Raw genomic sequence first — 19,696 nt, forward strand, 5'->3', positions numbered from 1 at the left:
GCACAGACACGGCGGAGTCCGACGAAGTCCGCGTCGGGCGATCTCACCTAAGTCATTGAAATTTCTGGCGGAAGGGGTGGGATTCGAACCCACGGTGGAGTTGCCCCCACGGCGGTTTTCAAGACCGCTGCCTTAAACCACTCGGCCACCCTTCCGGCCGCGGACGCGCGTGGGTCCGGGTGCTCCTTCTGTAGGGCGGCGCGGCGCGGTGCGTCAACCGCGGCCGGCGGTCTGCGGACCCAGCCCGGGACGCCTATCGCCGGGCCGCCCCGCGCCGTACCGTGCGGGCCGTGACGGCGGGGCGCGATCGGATGCGTCCCGAAGGGAGAGCCGCATGGGCTATCGGTACGACCACCTCCACCTGCGCAGCCGCGACGCCGCGGCGGCGGCGCGGTTCTACGGCGAGGTTCTGGGCGCGCGGGAGACGGGGCGCGAGGGCGGTGAGCGCCCGAGCCGGGTCATCCTCGATCTCGGCGGGATGACGATGTTCATCGAGCAGGCGCCGGAGGGCACCGGGCCTGCCGCGACGCCGCCCAACCTCGGCATCGAGCATATCGGCCTGCGGGTCGAGGACATCGAGGCGACGGTGGCGGACCTCGCGGGGCGCGGCATCCCGCTCGTCTCGGGCATCACCGACGTGCGGCCGGGCCTGCGCATCGCCTTCTTCGAGGGGCCGGACGGCGTGCGCATCGAGATCCTGCAGCGGGGCTGAACCCCTCCCCGGCAGCGACCCGCGGGACCGGTCCCGCCCGGCCCTACTCGGCGACGTGGACGACGATCGGCTGGCTGCGGCCGCGCAGGGTGAGCGGCAGCGAGCGGGTGAAGCGGCCCGCCGCCGCCGGGCCGGCGGCGGCGAGGCAGTGGTCGGAGGCGAGGATGCGGCCGCCGACCTCGCGGGTGGCGGATTGCAGGCGGCTCGCGACGTTGACGACGTCGCCGATCACCGTGAACTCGACCCGCTGGTCGGCGCCGATCGTGCCGATCACCACCGGGCCGCAATGCACGCCGACCGCGACCCGCACCGGCTCGGCCCCGCGGGCGGTGCGCTTGGCGTTCCAGGAGTCGATCTCGTGCTGGAGGTCGAGGGCGCAGGCGATGGCCCGCGCGGCGCCGTCGCCGCGCCCGTCGAGGCCGCCGAAGGTCGCCATGAAGCCGTCGCCGAGGAACTTGTCGAGGGTGCCGGCATGGCGGAACACCACCTTGCAGCTGCGCTCGCGAAAGCCGCCGAGGAGCGCGAAGGCCCGCTCCGGGCCCAGCCCCTCGCTCATGCCCGTGAAGCCGATCACGTCGGCGAACAGCACCGCCACCACCCGGGTCTGCGGCGCGCCGAAGCCCGCATGGGCCCGGGCGGCGAGCGCGTCGGCGACGTCGGGCGAGACGTAGCGGGCGAGGTCGGCCCGCACCACCTCGGCGCGCACCTGCGCCAGCATCGTGCCCCGGCCGCGCCACACCGCGATGGCGAGCAGCAGCGTGAACAGGCCGGTGACGATCACCTGCGTCCAGAGCGGGGTCAGCCCGACATAGGCCGGATCGAGGAAGACCCGCAGGGATTCCTCGGCACCGAGGGCCCCGTCATGCGCGGCGTCGGCGAAGCGCACGGTGTCCTCGCGCCCGTAGACCAGCCAGACGCCGAGCGACCAGATCGCGGCGATCCAGGTCCCGGTCCACAGGACGGCCAGCGGCCGGTAGGTCAGCGCCGCCTCCCCGAGCAGCAGCAGCACGTAGAGGAATTCCGGGGTGCGCAGCCGGGTCTGGATCGGCCAGTCGATCCCGAGGCCGGCCGGCGGCGGCACGATGATGACGGCGCTCATCAGCGCCACGTCGAGCACCGTGAAGGCGAGCTTGATCGCCCAGGCGCGGGGATGGCGGCGCAACGCGTAGGGAATCGTGCCGAGCACGAAGAACAGGCCGGCGCCGGCGAGGTAGTAGAGGCCGCGCGGCCAGGGCACCAGCACGACGAGCCACAGCGCCACCACGGCGATGGCGACGGCGCGGGCCCGGAACGCGAAGGCGAGGCCGGCGAGCTCGGCCTGGCGCACGTTCTCGGCCAGCCGCCCGCGGGCCCGGGGCGGCAGCCGGCCGGCGAGCCAGTGGCGCAGGCGCGCGACCCGCAGGCTGGTGCGGAACGCGAGCATCCGGGCGAGCCCGGCGCGGGCGAGGCGCGCGGCCCTCGGTTTCGACAGGGGGTCGGGCGACGGCTCGGCCGCCGCGATGGGCTCGCTCACGGATCCGGTCGCTGGCCTCCCGCTACTCCCTTTATGGTAGGGCACGGGACGGCCGGCGCGTAGCCCCGGGACCGTGATCCGGCGGTCAGACCGCGACCGCCCGCCCCTCGGCCCCCTCCAGGAAGTCCTCGGCGTAGTGGCAGGCCACCGCCCGGCCGGCGAGCGGCCGCGGGGCCGGCCGCTCCTGGCGGCAGCGGTCGGTGGCGTGGGGGCAGCGGGTCGAGAACACGCAGCCCTGCGGCGGATGGAGCGGCGAGGGCAATTCGCCCCGCAGGACGATGCGGTCGCGGGTGCGGGGCCCGACGCCCGGCGTCGCCGCCATCAGGGCCTGGGTGTAGGGGTGGAGGGGGTTGGCGTAGATCGCGTCCTTCGGCCCCTGCTCCATGGCGAGCCCGAGATACATCACCAGCACGTCGTGGGCGATGTGGCGCACCACGCCGAGATCGTGGGAGATGAACAGGTAGGCGAGGCCGAGTTCCGCCTGCAGGTCGGCCAGGAGGTTGAGCACCTGGGCCTGGATCGACACGTCGAGGGCCGAGACCGGCTCGTCGGCGACCACGAGCTTGGGCGAGAGCATCAGGGCGCGGGCGATGGCGATCCGCTGGCGCTGGCCACCCGAGAACATGTGCGGGTAGCGCGCATCGTGCTCCGGGCGCAGGCCGACCTTCGCCATCATCGCCCGCACCCGCTCGCGGCGCTCAGGCCCCGACAGGCCGGTATTGATGGCGAGCGGCTGCTCCAGGATCGCGCCGACGCGCTTGCGCGGGTTGAGCGAGCCGTAGGGGTTCTGGAATACCAGCTGCACGGTGCGGCGCAGGCGGCGGCGCTCGGACGACGGCGGGTCGACGGCGTCGATCCCGTCGAGGGTGAGGCGGCCGTCGGTCGGCGGCTCGATCAGCGTCACCATGCGGGCGAGGGTCGACTTGCCGCAGCCGGATTCGCCGACCACCGCCAGGGTCCGGCCGGGCTCGATCGAGAACGAGATGCCGCCGACCGCCTGGAGCCGGGCCGGCTCCCGGAAGAGGCCGCGGCGGATCTCGTAGGTCTGGCGGAGATCGTCGGCGACGACGACGGGGGCGCTCACCGGACGGCCTCCGCGATGGTGGGCGTTTCGGCGCTTGCGCCGGCACCGGCGCTTGCGCCGGCAGGGTGGTCCCGACGGATGCGGGCGTCGCGGGAGGGATCGCCGAGCGGGTAGTGGCAGCGCACGGCGCCGTCCTGCCAGGGCCGCAGGGCCGGGCGCTCCTCGCGCGAGTGATCGGTGGCGTAGGTGCAGCGCGGCGAGAACAGGCAGCCGCGCGGCCTGTCGTAGAGGCCCGGCACCACCCCCGGGATGGTGGCGAGCCGCCCGCCCTCGCTGCGCTCCGGGAGCGCCGCCAGCAGCGCCGCGGTGTAGGGGTGCTGGGGCGCGGCGAACAGGGCTTTCGCCGGCTGCTCCTCCATCACCTGGCCGGCATACATCACCATCATCCGGTCGGCGGTCTCGGCGACCACGCCCATGTTGTGGGTGATGAGCACAAGCGCCATGCCGCGCTCGCGCTGGAGCGAGAGCAGCAGGTCGAGGATCTGGGCCTGGATGGTGACGTCGAGCGCCGTCGTCGGCTCGTCGGCGATGAGGAGCTTCGGGTTGCAGGCGATCGCCATCGCGATCATCACCCGCTGGTTCATGCCGCCGGAGAGCTGGTGCGGATAGGACGAGAGCCGGCTCTCGGCCGCCGGGATGCCGACCTGCTCCAAAAGTTCGATCGCCCGCCTCTTCGCGGCCGTGCGATCGAGCCCGAGATGCTGGCGCAGGGACTCGGTGATCTGGAAGCCGATCGTGAAGCAGGGATTGAGGCTGGTGGTCGGCTCCTGGAAGATCATCGCCACGTCGCGGCCGGTGAGGCGGCGGCGCTCGCGCGACGGCATCCCCAAGAGGTCGCGGCCGGCGAAGGCGAGGCGGTCGGCCGAGACCCGGCCCGGATAGGCGACGAGGCCCATCAGCGCCATCATGGTCACGCTCTTGCCCGAGCCCGACTCGCCGACGACGCCGAGCACCTCCCCCTCCTCCAGGGTCAGGCTGACGCCGTCGACGGCGCGCAGGGTCCCGCCGGCGGACGGGAACGCGACGGAGAGGTTTTGGATGTCGAGGAGCGGCATCGGGCGCCTCACCGCTTCAGCTTGGGATCGAGGGCATCGCGAAGACCGTCCCCGACGAGGTTGAAGGCCAGCACCGTGACCAGGATGATGAGGCCCGGGAAGGTCACCACCCACCAGGCGCGCAGTACGAACTCGCGGGCATCGGCCAGCATCGTGCCCCATTCCGGCGAGGGCGGCTGGGCGCCGAGCCCCAGGAAGCCGAGCGCCGCCGCGTCGAGGATCGCCGTCGAGACGCCGAGCGAGGCCTGGACGATGAGCGGCGCGGCGCAGTTCGGCAGCACCTCCGACAGCATGAGGCGCAAGGGGCCGGCCCCGCTGACGCGGGCGGCGGTGACGTAGTCCTTCGATTTCTCGGCGATCACCGCCGCGCGGGCGATGCGGACGTAATGCGGCAGCACCACCACGGCGACCGCAAGCATCGCGTTCATCAGCCCGGGGCCGAGGATCGCCACGATGACGATGGCGAGCAGCAAGGACGGCAGGGTCAGGATGATGTCCATCACCCGCATGATGACGATGCCGGTGGCACCGCCGATGAAGCCCGCGACGAGCCCCAGCATCGTGCCGACGAGGATCGACACCGCCACGACCGCGACGCCGATCGACAGCGACAGCCGGGCGCCGTGGATCAGGCGCGAGAGGATGTCGCGGCCGATCGCGTCGGTGCCGAGCGGGTAGGTGAGCGACCCGCCCTCCTGCCAGAACGGAGGCTTGAGGAAGGCCGCGTCGTTGGTGAGGTTCGGCGGATGCGGTGCGATCACGTCGGCAAGGACCGCCATCAGGAACACCGCGACGATGATCGCCAGCCCGATCACCGCGCCCTGGTTGGCGCGAAAGCTCGTCCAGAACTCGGCGAGCGGGTGCGGCGGGCCGGCCGGGGGCACCGAGGCGGCGGGGGTGTCGAGAAGCTCGGCGCTCATCAGCGGGCGTGCCGGATGCGAGGATTGACGAGACCGTAGGCGAGATCGACGATGAGGTTCACCGCCATCACCACCGCGCCGATCAGCAGGATGCCGCCCTGGAGGACGGGGTAGTCGCGCCGGCCGATCGCCTCGATCAGCCACTTGCCGATGCCGGGCCAGGAGAAGATCGTCTCGGTCAGGATCGCGCCGGTGAACAGCACGCCGACCTGCAGCCCGATCACCGTGACGACCGGGATCAGGGCGTTGCGCAGCGCATGCAGCCCGACGATGCGCCAGGCCGGCAGGCCCTTGGCGCGGGCGGTGCGCATGTAATCCTCGCCGAGCACCTCCAGCATCGCCGAGCGGGTCATGCGGGCGATGACCGCGAGCGGCACGGTGCCGAGCACCACCGCGGGCAGGATCAGGTGCGAGAGTGCGGAGGCGAAGGCGCCGGATTCGTCCGAGAGCAGCGTGTCGATCAGCAGGAAGCCGGTCACCGGCTCGATGAAGTACCGCACGTCGATGCGGCCCGAGACCGGCGTCCAGCCGAGCTGCACCGAGAACAGCAGGATCAGCAGCAGGCCCCACCAGAAGATCGGCATCGAGTATCCGGTGAGCGACAGTCCCATCACCCCGTGGTCGAAGACCGAGTTGCGGCGGAGCGCCGCCAGGATGCCGGCCGGCAGGCCGACGAGGAGCGCGAACAGGATCGCGCACACCCCGAGCTCGATCGTCGCCGGAAACAGGCTGGCGAACTCGGCGATCACCGGCTCCTTGGTGCTGATCGAGCGGCCGAGGTCGCCGTGGGCCAGCCGCTCGAGGTAGATGCCGTACTGGACGAGCAGGGGCTTGTCGAAGCCGTACTCGGCGCGCAGTTCCGCGTGCCGCACCGGATCGATGCCCCGCTCCCCCGCCATCGTCTCGATCGGGTCGCCGGGCACCAGGCGGATCAGGAAGAACGCCACCAGGGTGATCCCGAGGAAGGTCGGGATCACCAGGGACGCGCGGGTCAGGAGGAAGCGGAGCACGGGGGAGCCGTTACTTCAGGCTCACGCCGTAGAAGGTGTGGCGGCCGAACGGCGAGAGCTTGAAGTCCACCACCTCCTTGCGCACCGGCTTCAGCTGCACCGCGTGCGCGATGGTGAACCACGGCGCCTGCTGCTTGAACACCACCTGCGCCTGTTCGTAGAGCTTGGTGCGCTCGGCCTTGTCGGTGACGGTCTTGGCCTTGGTGACGAGGTCGTCGTAGGTCTTGTCGCACCACTTGGCGATGTTGCCGCCGCCCTTCTCCGCCGCGGCGCAGCCGAGCAGGGTGTGGAGGAAGTTGTCGGGATCGCCGTTGTCGCCGGTCCAGCCGAACATCGCGGTCTGGTGCTCGCCCTCCTGGGCGCGCTTGCGGTACTCGCCCCACTCGTAGGACTTGATCTCGGCCTTCACGCCGATCTTGGCGAGGTCGGCCTGCATCAGCTCGGCGATGCGGCGGGCGTTGGGGTTGTAGGGCCGCTGCACCGGCATCGCCCACAGGTCCATTGCGAAGCCGCTGCCGAGGCCGGCCTCGGCGAGCAGCTTCTTGGCCGCGTCCGGATCGTAGGGGTCGTCCTTGATCGCGTCGTCGTAGGACCACATCGTCGGCGGGATCGGGTTCTTGGCGGCGATGCCGGTCGAGAGGTAGACCGCGTCGATGATCGCCTTCTTGTTGATCGCCATGTTCAGCGCCTTGCGCACGCGCACGTCGTCGAACGGCTTCTTCTTGGTGTTGTAGGCCAGGTACCCGATGTTGAGGCCGGGCTGCTCCAGCACCTGGACGTTTGCGTCCTTGCGCATCGCGTCGACGTCGGCCAGGTTCGGGTACGGCATGACGTGGCACTCGCCCTTCTGGAGCTTGGCCCAGCGCACCGAGGCATCCGGCGTGATGGCGAAGACCAGGTCGTCGAGGGCGGCCTTGCCGGCATAGTATTGCGGGAAGGCGCGGTACCGGACGATCGCGTCCTTCTGGTACTGCAGCAGGTAGAACGGCCCGGTGCCGATCGGCTCCTGGTCGAGCTTGTCCGGCGTGCCGGCCTTCATCATCGCGTCGGCGTATTCCTTCGACTGGACCGCGGCGAAGGGCATGGCCAGGTCAGCGAGGAAGGGCGCCTCGGGCCCGGTCAGGGTGAAGCGGACCGTGTAGTCGTCCACCTTGTCGAGCGACGACAGGAGCTTGGGCAGCCCCATGTCGTTGAAGTAGGTGTGGTTGGAGCTGGTCACCCGGAAGAACGGGTTGTTTTCCTTCCACTGCCGCTCGAACGAGAAGATCACGTCGTCGGCGTTGAAGTCGCGCGTCGGCTTGAAGATCTTGTTGGAGTGCCACTTCACGCCCTTGCGCAAGTGGAAGGTGTAGGTCTTGCCGTCCTCCGACACGTCCCACTTCTCGGCGAGGTCCGGCACCACGTTGGTGGTGCCGCGCTCGAAATTGACGATGTTGGAGTAGATCTGCGAGCCGGCGTCGAACGAGGTGCCGGTGGTGTTCACCGCCGGGTAGAAATTCTCCGGGCTGCCCTCGGAGCAGTAGACCAGCGTCTTGGCGCCGGCCGGCAGGGTTGCCGCCAGGGCGGTCGCGGTACCGAGAACCACCGCCAGGGACGCGCGCTTCATGCTCTGCTCTCCGATCGAGGGCCTGACGGCCTTGCTTGCGCCACTTCTGGCGGGTTTCCGATCTTTTTCGCAAGGCCCCCGCCGATGGGACGCACAGTCGCGTAACCTCCGGCCGATTGCGGTCGCGCCTGGACTCGTGTCTGGTTTCGGACGGATCGTCGGCGCGCACCGCCGTCGCGGCGGTCGGTTCGGAGGCTGCGTGGTGCCTGAATCCTCACCTGCCGCGGAGCACCGCACGGTCGCGCAGGCCTGTCGCGGCATCGCCCGGCAGCTCGCGGTGCTGGACGAGCGCCGACGCCGGGGCCTGCCGACCGGGCACACGGAGGAGGCCCTGCGCGCCCTGCGGGTCGAGCTCGGCCTCGCCTATGCCCGCGAGGCGGTCGGGGTGGCGGAGCTGCGCCACCGGATGGCGGCGCAGGCGGAGTGAGCGCGGGCCCGAAGCTTTCGAAGACCGGCTCCTGAACCCTCCCCCCTCTCCCCGCCGGCGGGGAGAGGAGGAAACCCGCGCTTTCTCGTCTCGGTCGTTCTTCCGGGCTGTTCTGCCCGCAGAGGCGGGCGCCGCCGTCAGCCCTCCACCGCCATCCCGCAGGCCTGCGCGATCTCCCGCGACAGGGCCGTGCGCAGGGCCAGCACCGCCGGGTGCCCGGCGCTGGCATAATCCCGGTCCCCGATCCGCCGCACCGGCGCGACCAGCCGGAGGGAATTGGTGAGGAAGACCGCTTCGGCTCGCGCCAGATCCTCGGGTGTCAGCGGCCGCTCGGCCGCGTCGAGCCCGAGGCCGGGGGCGAGCGCCAGCACCCGGGCGCGCACGATGCCGGCGAGCACCCCCTCGTCCAGGGGCGGCGTCGCCACCTCGCGTCCGGAGACCGCGAACAGGGTGCCGATGCCCGCGCAGGCGACCCGCCCGGCGGTGTTGAGGAAGACCGCCTCGTCGTGGCCGTCCTGCGCCGCCGCCTCGGCGGCCAGCACCGCGTCGAGGTAGCCGAGCGTCTTGTGGCGCGAGGCCGGCGAGGTCTCGTTGCGGCGGATCGCGCTCCAGCCGAGGGAGACCTCCGAGAACGCCGTGCCGGGTCGCAGCGGGGCGACGGCGGCCCACAGGACGGGCCGGGGCGCGGCCGGCGGGCGCAGGCCGCGCGGGCCGGCACCGCGGGTCACGGTGGTGCGGATCGCGGCGCGCGGATGGCACGCCGCCACCGCCCGCATCGCCGCCCGGGCCTCGGCGAGGTCGATCGCGAAGCCGAGCGCCATCCCGGCCGCCCCCAGCCGCGCCAGGTGCACCTCTTCCTCGACGACGCGGCCGCCGAGCGCCAGCGCGGTGTCGAACACCCCGTCACCGAGCAGCAGGCCCCGGTCGGCGAGGTCGAAGGGCAGAACCGTGTCCTCGCGGAGCGCGCCCTCACGCCACAGCACGGTCCGCCCCTCCCTCCGCGTGCCAGCGCCGGGCGAGATCGAGAAAATTGCCGAACAGGGCGTGGCCGTGCTCGGTCAGCACCGATTCCGGATGGAACTGCACCCCGTAGGTCGGGTGGCGGCGATGCGAGAGCGCCATCACCTCGCCCTCGGGCGAGACCGCGTCGACGCTCAGCTGCTCGGCCATGCCGGGCTGCGGCGTCACGATCAGCGAGTGGTAGCGCCCGACGGTCAGCGGCGCCGGCAGGCCGGAAAAGAGGTTCCGCCCCTCGTGCGCGATCGCCGTCGCCTGGCCGTGGAGGGGTCGCGCCGCCCGCTCGACCCAGCCGCCGAAGGCCGCCCCGATGCATTGGTGGCCGAGGCAGACGCCGAGCAGCGGCACGGCGCCCGACAGTTCGCGGATGGCGGGAAGCGACACCCCGGCCTCCGTCGGGCTGCAGGGCCCAGGCGAGATTACCACGGCCTGCGGGGCGAGCGCCCGGATTCCCGCGACGTCGAGGGCATCGTTGCGCGCCACCCGGACCGTTTCGCCCAGCTCCTCGAGGTAGCGCACCACGTTGAAGACGAAGGAATCGTAGTTGTCGACGACGAGGATCATGCGCCCTCCCCGGTCGCGAAGGCCGAGAAGACCCGCTCGGCCTTGGTCAGGGTCTCGCGATACTCGGATTCGGGGTCGGACAGAAGCGTGACGCCGCCGCCGGCCTGGAGCACGGCGCGGGTGTCGTCGAGCATCACCGTGCGGATCGCGATGCTGGTGTCGAGGCTGCCGTCGAACCCGATCCAGCCGATCGCCCCGCAATAGGCCTCGCGGGCATCGCCCTCGATCTCCGTGATGATGTCCATGGCGCGCAGCTTCGGCGCCCCGGTGATCGAGCCGCCCGGGAAGGTCGCGGCCAGCAGATCGAGCCCGTCCGCCCCCTCCTTCAGCGTGCCGGTCACCGCCGAGACGAGGTGGTGGACGCCGGCATAGGTCTCGATTCCGCACAGCGTCGGCACCGCGACGCTGTGCGGCGCGCAGATCCGCGACAGGTCGTTGCGCAGGAGGTCGACGATCATCACGTTCTCGGCCCGCTCCTTGGGATCGGTGGCGAGCGCCTCGGCCCGGGCCCGGTCCTGCGCCGGGTCGTCCGCGCGGCGCGCCGTGCCCTTGATCGGCCGGGTCTCGACCGCGCGGCGATCGAGGCGCAGGAAGCGCTCGGGCGAGGACGAGGCGAGGGTGAGCCCGTCGCCCTCGAGATAGGCCGCGAAGGTCGCGGGGTTCCGCGCCCGCAGCCGCCGGTAGAACGCGAAGGCGTCGAAGCCCGGCGGCAGGGTCGCCTCGAAGCGCTGGGCGATGTTGGCCTGGTAGATGTCCCCGGCCCGGATGTAGTCGCGCACCCGCTCGACCGCCCGGGCGTAGGCCTCGGCCGTGAAGTTCGAGCGCCAGGCGAGCGGCGCGACCGGGGCCGGCGCGCCCTCGGGCGCCGGCCGGCTCAGGGCCGCCGCCAGGGCGTCGAGGTCGCGCGCGGCCTTGCGTGCCCGGGCGTCGGGATCGGTCTCGGGAAAGCCGGTGGCGATCAGCCGGCAGGTGCCCGTCCGATGGTCGAAGGCGACGACCGTGGCGTAGAGGCTGACAGCGAGGTCGTCGGTGAGGCCGGCCCGCCGGGCCGGCGCCACCACCCGTTCCAGGCTCGCGCCGAGATCGTAGGCGAAATAGCCGATCGCGCCGCCCTGGAACGGCGGCAGGTCGGGATCGGCCTCGATCCGGTAGGGCGCCAGCACCGCCCGCAGGGCCTCGAGGGGTGGGCCCGGCACCGCCGCGCCGTTCCAGGTCGCCCGGCCGTCCCGGGCGCGAAAGGTCCCGAACGGCGCGGCGGCGAGGTAGGAATGGCGCCCGAGCGTATCGTGCCGCATCGCGCTGTCGAGGAGGGCCAGCCGGCCGAGGCCGGCCCCGCGCAGGCGGGCGGCCGCATCGGCGGGATCGAGCGGGGGAAACGGGCGGCTCCACATGGCGCCGTGATAGCGGAGGCGGGGGGGAGAGCGGAAGCCGTCCGTCGGTCGGAAGGCCCGCCCCGTGACGCCCGCCCTCCCCTGTGCTAGAGCCCTGCCCCAGCACCCTTCCCTAAATCCTTGATCCCGCTCGCTGCCCCCTTGGCCGTGGGCCGGCGCCGCATCCCCTCATCGCCATGAACGCACCCGCCCCCAAGATCTCCTTCGTGTCGCTCGGCTGCCCCAAGGCGCTGGTCGATTCCGAGCGCATCCTCACCCATCTGCGGGCCGAGGGCTACGAGCTGGCGCGCAAGCACGACGGCGCCGACGTGGTGATCGTCAACACCTGCGGCTTCCTCGATTCGGCCAAGGCCGAGTCGCTGCAGGCGATCGGCGACGCGATGGCGGAGAACGGCCGGGTGATCGTCACCGGCTGCATGGGCGCGCAGCCGGACGAGATCCGCGAGAAGTACCCGAACCTGCTCGCGGTCACCGGGCCGCAGGCCTACGAGTCGGTGGTGGCGGCGGTCCACGAGGCGGTACCCCCGGCGCACGATCCGTTCCTCGATCTCGTCCCGCCCCAGGGCGTCAAGCTGACGCCGCGGCATTACGCCTACCTGAAGATCTCGGAGGGCTGCAACAACCGCTGCACCTTCTGCATCATCCCGCAGCTGCGCGGCGACCTCGTCAGCCGTCCGGCGGCGGATGTCTTGCGCGAGGCCGAGAAGCTGGTGAAGGCCGGCGTCAAGGAACTGCTCGTCGTCTCGCAGGACACCAGCGCCTACGGCATCGACACCCGCTACGCCACCAGCCCGTGGCGCGACCGCGAGGTGCGGGCCCGGTTCTACGACCTCGCCAAGGAACTGGGCGAGCTCGGCGCCTGGGTGCGCCTGCACTACGTCTACCCCTACCCGCACGTCGACGAGGTCATCCCGCTGATGGCGGAGGGCAAGGTGCTGCCCTACCTCGACATGCCGCTCCAGCACGCGAGCCCGACGGTGTTGAAGCGCATGCGCCGCCCCGGCAACCAGGAGAAGATGCTGGAGCGCATCCGCTCCTGGCGCACCACCTGCCCGGACCTCGCCATCCGCTCGACCTTCATCGTCGGCTTCCCGGGCGAGACCGAGGAGGAGTTCGAGGAGCTTCTGACCTGGCTCAAGGAGGCCAAGCTCGAGCGCGTCGGCTGCTTCCAGTACGAGCCGGTCCGCGGCGCGCCCGCGAACGCGGTGGCGGAGGCGGTGCCGGACGAGGTGAAGGCCGAGCGCCAGCGCCGCTTCATGGAGACGCAGCAGGCGGTCTCGCTCAAGCTCCAGAAGGCCAAGGTCGGCAAGCGCCTGCCGGTGATCATCGACGCCGCCGGTCCCACCGTCGCCAAGGGCCGTTCGAAGTACGACGCCCCCGAGATCGACGGCAACGTCCACGTCGCCTTCCGCCGCCCGGTCCGGGTGGGGGATATCGTGACGGTGAAGATCGAGTCGGCGGATGCCTACGACCTGCACGGGGTGGCGGTGTAGGCTTTGGATGAGGCGGCGCGCACCAAGGCCCGCAAGCTCGCGGCCAAACGTGCTAACGAGCGGCTGAAGCTGCTCGCGGGCTTCTTCAACACCCTGGCGCTCGGTGTCATCGGCGCCGGGGTGATCATCCCGACAGTCGCGGACCTAACGAACGCATGGCCGAAGAGCCTCGTTTGGCTCGTGACCGGACTCGTCCTACATTGCGTAGGACAGGGTGCGCTCACTTTCCTGCGCAGCGAGGACTGACATGCTGACCTGGACCTTGACCATTCAGGTGGCGGTGACCGCTCTGGTCCTCAGCGCCGGTGGCCTGCTCTATGCCCGCCACATCGCCCGGTCGTTCGACCGCAAGTGGGGCCGGCCCGAGGATTGGGGCTGACCCTCACCCCCCGATCGCCCCGCTCCACCCCCGCCGCCGCCATGGCGTCCCAGGCACGGGCCAGCGAGCCGCCGAGGTCGATCCCCCGGCAGGCATCGTCCACCACCACCGCCGCGAACCCCGCCTCCCGCGCGTCGAGGGCGCTCCAGCCGACGCAGTAATCGGTGGCGAGCCCGCATAGAAAGACCCGGGTGAGGCCGCGCTCGCGCAGGTAGCCGGCGAGCCCCGTCGGGGTGGTGCGGTCGGCCTCGCGGAAGGCCGAGTAGCTGTCGATCCCCGCCCGGTAGCCCTTGCGCAGGATCAGCTCGGCGTGGGGCAGGTCGAGCTTCGGCGAGAGTTCCGCGCCGGGCGTGCCCTGGATGCAGTGCTCCGGCCACAGAACCTGCTCGCCGTAGGGGAGCTGCACGGTCTCGAAGGGCTGCCTGCCCGGATGGCTCGTCGCGAAGGAGGCGTGGCCGGCCGGGTGCCAGTCCTGGGTCAGGACGACGTGCCGGAAGCGTCGCCCCAGCGCGTTGATCGGTCCGATCACCGCGTCCCCGTCCGGCACCGCGAGCGCGCCGCCGGGCAGGAAGTCGGCCTGGACGTCGATGACGAGGAGAAGGTCGGTCTCGGTCGGGTGCATGGTGCCGCGGTCTCCGGGCATCCGGGGCTGGGACGTCCCGGATGCCGCAGCGTCAGCCTATCAGGGATGCATCACCGTGGCGCCCGTCGTCTGGCGCCCGGCGAGGTCGGCATGGACCCTCTGCGCGTCGGCGAGCTTCGCCCGGGCATGGACCGGGATCTTCACCGCGCCGCTCCTCACCACCTCGAACAGGTCGGCGGCCATCTCGTCCAGCACCGCCCGGTCGGCGGTGTGGGTGAACAGGGTCGGCCGGGTGGCGTAGAGCGAGCCCTTCTGGGCCAGGAGGTTGATGTCGAACTGCGTCACCGGCCCCGAGGCGCTGCCGAAATTCACGAAATAGCCGAAGGGCCGGAGGCAATCGAGCGAGGCCGGGAAGGTCGCCTGGCCGACGCCGTCGTAGACCACCTGGCAGCCCTTGCCGCCGGTGATCTCCTTGACCTTCGCGGCGAAGTCCTCGTCCCGGTACAGGATGACGTGGTCGCAGCCGTGCTCGCGGGCGAGCGCGACCTTGTCGGGCGAGCCGACTGTGCCGATCACCGTGGCGCCGAGATGCTTGGCCCATTGCGTCGCGATCAGGCCGACGCCCCCGGCGGCGGCGTGGAACAGGATCGTGTCGCCGGGCTGGACCCGGTAGGTGCGCCGCAGCAGGTACTGGGTGGTGAGGCCCTTCAGCATCATCGCGGCGGCGGTGTCGTCGTCGATGCCGTCGGGCACGCGCACGACGGATTTCGCGTCGATCACCACCTCCTCGGCGTAGGTGCCGGAGGCCGAGCCGTAGGCGACCCGCTCGCCGGGTGTGAAGCCGGTGACGCCCTCGCCCACCGACACCACGGTGCCGGCGCCCTCGTTGCCGGGGGTGAAGGGCAGCTGGGGCGCCTTGTACAAGCCGGAGCGGAAGTAGATGTCGATGAAGTTGACGCCGATCGCGCTCTGGCGCACCCGGATCTGGCCGGGGCCGGGCTCGCCCACCGTGACGTCCTCGTAGCGCATCACCTCGGGGCCGCCGTACTCGTGAATCCGGATCGCCTTGGGCATCGTCCGCTCCCGTCTCGGTGTCTCTTGGTCTTGGTCTCCGGGCGGATCATAGGTGGCGGCGGGGCTGCGGCAATGGCCGCGATGGCGGACCGGCCCTGCATGACCCAGATCTCCCGCACGCATCGATCGAGGACCGCCGTCGTGAGCCAGACCGCCGACCCGCAGACCGAAGGACCCCTCTACGACGTGGCGGTGGTCGGCGCCGGCGCGGTCGGCCTCGCCACCGCCCTGGCGCTCGCCCGCGACGGGGTGCGCACCGCCCTCGTCGGCCGCCACGCCCCCGTGGCCGACGGGCGCACCGTGGCGCTCCTCGACGGCTCGGTGCGGCTGCTGCGCGCGCTCGGTGCCTGGGAGGCGCTGGAGCCGCAGGCGGCGCCGCTCGCCGAGATGCACCTGATCGACGACACCGGCAGCCTGTTTCGCCCGCCGCCGGCCCGCTTCGTCGCCCGGGAGATCGGCCTCGACGCCTTCGGCTGGAACGTCGAGAGCGCCCGCCTGGTCGAGACCCTGCGGGCCCGCGCCCGGGCGGTGCCCGACCTGACCCTCGTCGAGCACGACGCCGCCGGCCGCACCGTCGAGGCCGACCGGACGGTGCTGGCGCTCGACGGAGGCGGCCGCGTCGCCGCCCGCCTCGTCGTCGCGGCCGATGGCGGCGGCTCGCCCCTGCGCGAGGCGGCGGGCCTCGCCGCGCGGCGCTGGACCTATCCGCAGAAGGCCCTGACCACGATCCTGGCCCATGCCCGCGAACACCGCGAGGTCTCGACCGAGTTCCACACCCGCGAGGGACCCTTCACCCTGGTGCCGCTGCCGGGCGGGCGCCGCTCGAGCCTGGTCTGGGTCTCGGCCGAGGCGCGGGCGGAGGCCTTGAGCACCCTCGACGACGCGGCGCTCGCCGCGGCGATCGAGCGGCAGGCGCAGTCGATGTTGGGTGCGATGCGGATCGACGGGCCGCGGGGCCTCGTGCCGATGCGCGGCCTCTCGGTGCCGCGCCCGGTCGGGCCGCGGCTGGCGCTCGTCGGCGAGGCCGCCCACGTCTTCCCGCCGATCGGCGCGCAGGGGCTGAACCTCGGCCTGCGCGACGCCGCGGCGCTGCGCGACGCGGTGGCGGAGGGGATGCGCGATCCCGGCTCGGAGGCGGTGCTGGCGGGCTTCGCCCGCGGCCGGGCCCTTGATGCCCGGTTGCGCACCGGCGCGGTCGACACCCTCAACCGCAGCCTGCTCACCGCCTTCCTGCCGAGCGACCTCGCCCGCGGCGCGGGGCTGCTGGCCCTCTCGACCATCGCCCCCTTGCGCCGCCTGGTGATGCGCGAGGGCGTGACCCCGCGCCTTGGTACGCCGACGCTGATGCGGGGGTGAGTATCCCTGGCGTTCTCACATCCTCGGGGTCATCCTGGGGCCGCGCAGGGGAACCCGGGATCCATAACCGCTGACGATTCAGGATGAATCGGAAAGCGGTCCGCCTCGTTCTTTAAAGTCAGCAACTATGGATCCCGGGTTCTCGCCTTCGGCGAGCCCCGGGACGACACGGCTGGATTGTCGATGTCGGCGTCGATCCGGCCTCGACGGGGCGATGACCGGAGTTCACCGTTCTACGGCGCGTTGCTGGCGCTGCGGCGGGTCGAGCTGGTCGCCATCGTGTCGGGCGACCAGTCGAAGGCGGTGCCGGCCCGCCCCAGCCGCTCGCCGTGTGCGAACAGCGCCCGCATGTAACCCTGCTCGAACGGCGCCTGCGAGACCTGGCCGAAGCGCTGGTCGATGGTGGCGACGTGGATCGGCGTGCCGGTGCGGGCGGCGAATGCCTTCGTCACCGCGATGGCGCCGGCGGTCTGGGCCTTGATCATCGCCGAGAGCGAGCGGCCGAGGATGCTCAGCATCGAGCGCTGGGCGACCTGGAAGTCCGGCGCCTGCGAGGTGTTGACGACGACGTAGACCTCCGGTGCCGGCAGCCGGTCCTCCGCCGGGGAGGCACCCGCCACCTGCTCCAGCAGGGCGCGGCCCGGCGCGACGAAGAACGGCGCGGTTGCGCCGCCATCGGCGTGCATCTCCTGGAAGCGCTTGCCGTCGCGGCCGGCGGAATCGATCATCACCGGCGGGAAGATGCCCGGGATCGCCGCCGAGGCCAGCATCACCTCGCGGAACAGCTTGAGCCCGGCGGGCCCGCCGGCCGTCGCGATGGCGCCCATGTCCCACAGGGTCGGGCGCAGGGAATCGAGCTCGGTGGTGACGACGAGGAGGCGCCGCCCCTTGCGGTGCTCGGCCGCCACGGCGGTGAGCAGCGCGGGTGTGACGCTGCGCTCGATGCCGCGCTTGAGCGGCCAGGTGTCGGTCAGGCTCTCCTGTCCGCCGCCGAACTCGAACACGTCCGCCGCCGAGGTATCGGTATAGGCCTTCTCCAGGGCGCCGTCCTGTGAGGCGCCGACGAAGGCGAACGGGGCGATCAGCGCGCCGGTCGAGACGCCGGTGACCACGCCGAACTCCGGCCGCGTGCCGGCCTGGGTCCAGCCCTTGAGGAGGCCGGCCGCGAAGGCGCCGTTCTCGCCGCCGCCCGACAGGGCGAGCCAGGGCGCGCGGGACGCCATCGCGGCGTCGCCGATGAAGGTCCTGAACGCCGCCGGGTCGTCGCCCGGCAGCCGCACCGCGGCGGGCAGCCCCTCCGGGCGCGCCGCTGCCAGCTCCTCGGCCGTGAAGCTCGCCCGAACGGTCGAGCGCTGCCGGTCCGCCACCGTGCCGGCCCGGGCCGGTCCCGTCGCCGCCAGGGCGAACGTTGCCATCACCGCGCCGGCCAGCCGGCGTCGGCTCATCTCTCGCGACATGAGTGTCGATCCTCCGCCGCCCGCCTCATCCGGTGAACGTCAAGCTCGGGCCCACGTTCCATGCCGCGCCCGCGAAACGGCCGGCGAAGGCAGGAAGTCCATCGATCGTGCACGAAATTCCCGTGCCACAGGGATCCGGGATGCCAGTCCGGCGCGGGTCATGTCGACAATCCGGCGTCGGTATGGCGCTGTTAGGGCAATATTGCTGGACCGGGAACGGCGGGATCGACAAGCGACGACTTGCAGCCGGTGGGCGAAGACGGATCGCGGCCCGGCCGGCTCCGGGTGCATGCCTGCGGGCGGCCCTCCTTCCGGTGGGCGGGCCCGGGACCGGCGATCGTCCCGCCCGACCTTCTGCCGAGACGCCAGGCCCTTTACGGCCGCGCCGCGCCTGCACTAACCCTCGGGCACGGTCGCGCTCGTTGCGAGGACGGGCTCGCCGGGGTCGGAGACGATACGCCCATGAAACTGCCGCGCCGCTTCTTCCAGCCCCTGGCCACCGGGGCCCCGGCCCCGTTCCGCGAGCTGCCGGTGCGCCTGGAGCGCATGATCCACTTCGTGCCGCCGCACAACGACAAGGTCCGGGCCCGGGTGCCGGAACTCGCGACGCAGGTCGACGTGGTGCTGGGCAACCTCGAGGACGCGGTCCCGGCCGACCAGAAGCTGAACGCCCGCAAGGGCTTCATCGCCATGGCGCGGGACGTGGACTTCGCCCGGCACGGCACCGGCCTGTGGACCCGCGTCAACGCCCTCAACAGCCCGTGGCTGCTCGACGACCTCCTGGAGATCGTGGCCGAGGTCGGAAACAAGCTCGACGTCGTGATGGTGCCCAAGGTCGAGGGACCCTGGGACATCCACTACGTCGACCAGCTGCTCGCCCAGCTCGAGGCGAGGGCCGGGGTGACGAAGCCGATCCTGATCCACGCCATCCTGGAGACGGCGGAGGGCGTGGCCAACGTCGACGCCATCGCCTGCGCCTCGCCGCGGATGCACGGGATGAGCCTGGGGCCGGCGGATCTGGCGGCGTCGCGCGGCATGAAGACCACCCGGGTCGGCGGCGGGCACCCGGACTACAAGGTCATCGCCGACCCGACGCCCGGCACCTCCGAGCGGTCGAGCGTGCAGCAGGACCTCTGGCACTACACCATCGCCCGGATGGTCGATGCCTGCCAGGCCAACGGCCTCAAGGCGTTCTACGGCCCGTTCGGCGATTTTTCCGATGCCGCCGCCTGCGAGGTCCAGTTCCGCAACGCCTTCCTGATGGGCTGCGCCGGCGCCTGGACCCTGCATCCGAGCCAGGTCGCCATCGCCAAGAGCGTCTTCGCCCCGGACACCGCCGAGGTCGCCTTCGCCCGGCGGATCCTGGAGGCGATGCCCGACGGCACCGGCGCGGTGATGCTCGACGGCAAGATGCAGGACGACGCCACCTGGAAGCAGGCCAGCGTGATCGTGAACCTCGCCAAGCTCGTCGCCGCCAAGGACCCCGACCTCGCCCGGGCCTACGGCCTGGACGCGTGACGCTCCCGGCATCGTGAGGCCCGCGGGGGCGGGCCCCGGCGCGGCGCGGCCCGCGCGCCGGTGCAATCCCGCCCCCGTCATCCTATGTTGACGCCCATGCCCTTCGGACAGACCACCTCCGCCATGCCCGCCCCGCAGCCCGACGCCGCGCCGTCCGGCGCGGTCATCCGCCTCGCCCGGTTCAACATCGGCGACGTCGTGCGCCACCGGATCTACCCGTTCCGCGGCATCATCTTCGACGTCGACCCGGTCTTCGCCAACACCGAGGAATGGTGGCAGGCGATTCCCGAGGAGGTGCGGCCGTCCAAGGACCAGCCGTTCTACCACCTGCTCGCCGAGAACCAGGAGACCGAGTACGTCGCCTACGTCTCGGAGCAGAACCTGGTGCCGGACGAATCCGGCGAGGCCCTGCGCCACGCCCGCATCGCCGAGATGTTCGAGCGCGACGCGCAGGGCGGCTACCGCATGCGGGGCGACGCGGCGAACTGAGGCCGGGAGGCGTCCCTCGCCCCGGGAGGCGTCCCTCGCCCGAGGTCT

General features: G+C 72.0%; 19 protein-coding genes and 1 tRNA gene. 7 read left to right on the top strand and 13 right to left on the bottom strand.

Annotated elements, in window-relative coordinates:
- Window positions 1-65: 65 nt before the first annotated feature.
- A tRNA-Ser gene (locus V3T34_RS27540) sits at window positions 66-155 on the bottom strand.
- Between the two features lie 179 nt (window positions 156-334).
- On the opposite strand from V3T34_RS27540, the gene V3T34_RS27545 reads away from it, so the two are divergent.
- Window positions 335-712, top strand: coding sequence for a VOC family protein (locus V3T34_RS27545; RefSeq protein ID WP_048430973.1), 378 nt, complete (start codon window positions 335-337; stop codon window positions 710-712).
- Between the two features lie 43 nt (window positions 713-755).
- On the opposite strand, the gene V3T34_RS27550 is transcribed toward V3T34_RS27545, so the two are convergent.
- The 6 genes from V3T34_RS27550 to V3T34_RS27575 all read right to left on the bottom strand — a co-directional run bounded on the left by V3T34_RS27550 (window position 756) and on the right by V3T34_RS27575 (window position 7,900).
- Window positions 756-2,225 (bottom strand): adenylate/guanylate cyclase domain-containing protein, encoded by a 1,470-nt coding sequence (locus V3T34_RS27550; protein WP_305079602.1) that lies wholly within the window; start codon window positions 2,223-2,225, stop codon window positions 756-758.
- 85 nt (window positions 2,226-2,310) lie between these two features.
- Complete coding sequence (locus V3T34_RS27555; RefSeq protein WP_305079603.1) at window positions 2,311-3,309, bottom strand: peptide ABC transporter ATP-binding protein; 999 nt, start codon at window positions 3,307-3,309, stop codon at window positions 2,311-2,313.
- The gene (locus V3T34_RS27560; protein WP_305079604.1) at window positions 3,306-4,364 is read right to left on the bottom strand and encodes an ABC transporter ATP-binding protein; all 1,059 of its coding nucleotides are present in this window, start codon (window positions 4,362-4,364) and stop codon (window positions 3,306-3,308) included. The genes V3T34_RS27555 and V3T34_RS27560 overlap by 4 nt, the downstream gene beginning before the upstream one ends.
- An 8-nt stretch (window positions 4,365-4,372) precedes the next feature.
- Complete coding sequence (locus V3T34_RS27565; RefSeq protein WP_305079605.1) at window positions 4,373-5,284, bottom strand: ABC transporter permease subunit; 912 nt, start codon at window positions 5,282-5,284, stop codon at window positions 4,373-4,375.
- Entirely contained in the window at window positions 5,284-6,294 is a 1,011-nt protein-coding gene (locus V3T34_RS27570) for an ABC transporter permease subunit (protein ID WP_091882414.1), read from the bottom strand. The genes V3T34_RS27565 and V3T34_RS27570 overlap by 1 nt, the downstream gene beginning before the upstream one ends.
- 10 nt (window positions 6,295-6,304) lie before the next feature.
- Window positions 6,305-7,900 (bottom strand): ABC transporter substrate-binding protein, encoded by a 1,596-nt coding sequence (locus V3T34_RS27575; RefSeq protein WP_305079606.1) that lies wholly within the window; start codon window positions 7,898-7,900, stop codon window positions 6,305-6,307.
- A 202-nt stretch (window positions 7,901-8,102) separates the two neighbouring features.
- Between V3T34_RS27575 and V3T34_RS27580 the strand changes: the two genes are divergently transcribed.
- Window positions 8,103-8,327, top strand: a complete 225-nt coding sequence (locus V3T34_RS27580; RefSeq protein WP_060847812.1) for a hypothetical protein — start codon at window positions 8,103-8,105, stop codon at window positions 8,325-8,327.
- 137 nt (window positions 8,328-8,464) lie between these two features.
- Here V3T34_RS27580 and V3T34_RS27585 read toward each other — a convergent pair whose 3' ends face one another.
- From V3T34_RS27585 to pabB, 3 genes are read right to left on the bottom strand one after another with little or no spacing between them, the layout of a single operon-like run.
- Window positions 8,465-9,310, bottom strand: coding sequence for an aminotransferase class IV (locus V3T34_RS27585; RefSeq protein WP_331369332.1), 846 nt, complete (start codon window positions 9,308-9,310; stop codon window positions 8,465-8,467).
- Window positions 9,297-9,908, bottom strand: a complete 612-nt coding sequence (locus V3T34_RS27590; protein ID WP_305079608.1) for an anthranilate synthase component II — start codon at window positions 9,906-9,908, stop codon at window positions 9,297-9,299. Before V3T34_RS27590 ends, V3T34_RS27585 begins: the two co-directional genes overlap by 14 nt.
- The gene (gene pabB, locus V3T34_RS27595) at window positions 9,905-11,299 is read right to left on the bottom strand and encodes an aminodeoxychorismate synthase component I (protein WP_305079609.1); all 1,395 of its coding nucleotides are present in this window, start codon (window positions 11,297-11,299) and stop codon (window positions 9,905-9,907) included. Before pabB ends, V3T34_RS27590 begins: the two co-directional genes overlap by 4 nt.
- Window positions 11,300-11,475: 176 nt before the next feature.
- Between pabB and rimO the strand changes: the two genes are divergently transcribed.
- Window positions 11,476-12,792, top strand: coding sequence for a 30S ribosomal protein S12 methylthiotransferase RimO (gene rimO / locus V3T34_RS27600; RefSeq protein ID WP_305079610.1), 1,317 nt, complete (start codon window positions 11,476-11,478; stop codon window positions 12,790-12,792).
- Window positions 12,793-12,795: 3 nt separating this feature from the next.
- Window positions 12,796-13,038, top strand: coding sequence for a hypothetical protein (locus V3T34_RS27605; protein ID WP_305079611.1), 243 nt, complete (start codon window positions 12,796-12,798; stop codon window positions 13,036-13,038).
- A 50-nt stretch (window positions 13,039-13,088) separates the two neighbouring features.
- Here V3T34_RS27605 and pncA read toward each other — a convergent pair whose 3' ends face one another.
- Both pncA and V3T34_RS27615 read right to left on the bottom strand, forming a co-directional pair.
- Window positions 13,089-13,793: a bifunctional nicotinamidase/pyrazinamidase gene (gene pncA / locus V3T34_RS27610; protein WP_331369333.1), complete on the bottom strand. Its 705-nt coding sequence runs from the start codon at window positions 13,791-13,793 to the stop codon at window positions 13,089-13,091.
- A gap of 60 nt (window positions 13,794-13,853) precedes the next feature.
- Window positions 13,854-14,828: a quinone oxidoreductase family protein gene (locus V3T34_RS27615; RefSeq protein WP_305079613.1), complete on the bottom strand. Its 975-nt coding sequence runs from the start codon at window positions 14,826-14,828 to the stop codon at window positions 13,854-13,856.
- Window positions 14,829-14,969: 141 nt separating this feature from the next.
- Between V3T34_RS27615 and V3T34_RS27620 the strand changes: the two genes are divergently transcribed.
- On the top strand, window positions 14,970-16,184 hold the full coding sequence (locus V3T34_RS27620) for a UbiH/UbiF family hydroxylase (protein WP_305079614.1): 1,215 nt from the start codon (window positions 14,970-14,972) through the stop codon (window positions 16,182-16,184).
- Between the two features lie 233 nt (window positions 16,185-16,417).
- Here the strand turns inward: V3T34_RS27620 and V3T34_RS27625 are convergent, their stop codons facing one another.
- Window positions 16,418-17,641, bottom strand: a complete 1,224-nt coding sequence (locus V3T34_RS27625; protein ID WP_305079615.1) for a patatin-like phospholipase family protein — start codon at window positions 17,639-17,641, stop codon at window positions 16,418-16,420.
- Window positions 17,642-18,103: 462 nt separating this feature from the next.
- Between V3T34_RS27625 and V3T34_RS27630 the strand changes: the two genes are divergently transcribed.
- The gene (locus V3T34_RS27630) at window positions 18,104-19,159 is read left to right on the top strand and encodes an HpcH/HpaI aldolase/citrate lyase family protein (RefSeq protein WP_305079616.1); all 1,056 of its coding nucleotides are present in this window, start codon (window positions 18,104-18,106) and stop codon (window positions 19,157-19,159) included.
- A 123-nt stretch (window positions 19,160-19,282) separates the two neighbouring features.
- Window positions 19,283-19,648, top strand: coding sequence for a heat shock protein HspQ (gene hspQ / locus V3T34_RS27635; RefSeq protein ID WP_060849465.1), 366 nt, complete (start codon window positions 19,283-19,285; stop codon window positions 19,646-19,648).
- The last annotated feature ends 48 nt before the right edge of the window (window positions 19,649-19,696 follow it).

Origin of the sequence: Methylobacterium ajmalii, from assembly GCF_036448855.1 — a bacterium.
Taxonomy (GTDB): Bacteria; Pseudomonadota; Alphaproteobacteria; order Rhizobiales; family Beijerinckiaceae; genus Methylobacterium; species Methylobacterium ajmalii.

Excerpts from the sequence above, each read along its gene's own strand:
- V3T34_RS27545 (WP_048430973.1), top strand. The coding sequence starts at position 335 with ATGGGCTATCGGTACGACCACCTCCACCTGCGCAGCCGCGACGCCGCG.
- V3T34_RS27560 (WP_305079604.1), bottom strand. The coding sequence starts at position 4,364 with ATGCCGCTCCTCGACATCCAAAACCTCTCCGTCGCGTTCCCGTCCGCC.
- V3T34_RS27565 (WP_305079605.1), bottom strand. The coding sequence starts at position 5,284 with ATGAGCGCCGAGCTTCTCGACACCCCCGCCGCCTCGGTGCCCCCGGCC.
- V3T34_RS27575 (WP_305079606.1), bottom strand. The coding sequence starts at position 7,900 with ATGAAGCGCGCGTCCCTGGCGGTGGTTCTCGGTACCGCGACCGCCCTG.
- V3T34_RS27590 (WP_305079608.1), bottom strand. The coding sequence starts at position 9,908 with ATGATCCTCGTCGTCGACAACTACGATTCCTTCGTCTTCAACGTGGTG.
- pabB (WP_305079609.1), bottom strand. The coding sequence starts at position 11,299 with ATGTGGAGCCGCCCGTTTCCCCCGCTCGATCCCGCCGATGCGGCCGCC.
- rimO (WP_305079610.1), top strand. The coding sequence starts at position 11,476 with ATGAACGCACCCGCCCCCAAGATCTCCTTCGTGTCGCTCGGCTGCCCC.
- pncA (WP_331369333.1), bottom strand. The coding sequence starts at position 13,793 with ATGCACCCGACCGAGACCGACCTTCTCCTCGTCATCGACGTCCAGGCC.
- V3T34_RS27615 (WP_305079613.1), bottom strand. The coding sequence starts at position 14,828 with ATGCCCAAGGCGATCCGGATTCACGAGTACGGCGGCCCCGAGGTGATG.
- V3T34_RS27625 (WP_305079615.1), bottom strand. The coding sequence starts at position 17,641 with ATGTCGCGAGAGATGAGCCGACGCCGGCTGGCCGGCGCGGTGATGGCA.
- V3T34_RS27630 (WP_305079616.1), top strand. The coding sequence starts at position 18,104 with ATGAAACTGCCGCGCCGCTTCTTCCAGCCCCTGGCCACCGGGGCCCCG.
- hspQ (WP_060849465.1), top strand. The coding sequence starts at position 19,283 with ATGCCCGCCCCGCAGCCCGACGCCGCGCCGTCCGGCGCGGTCATCCGC.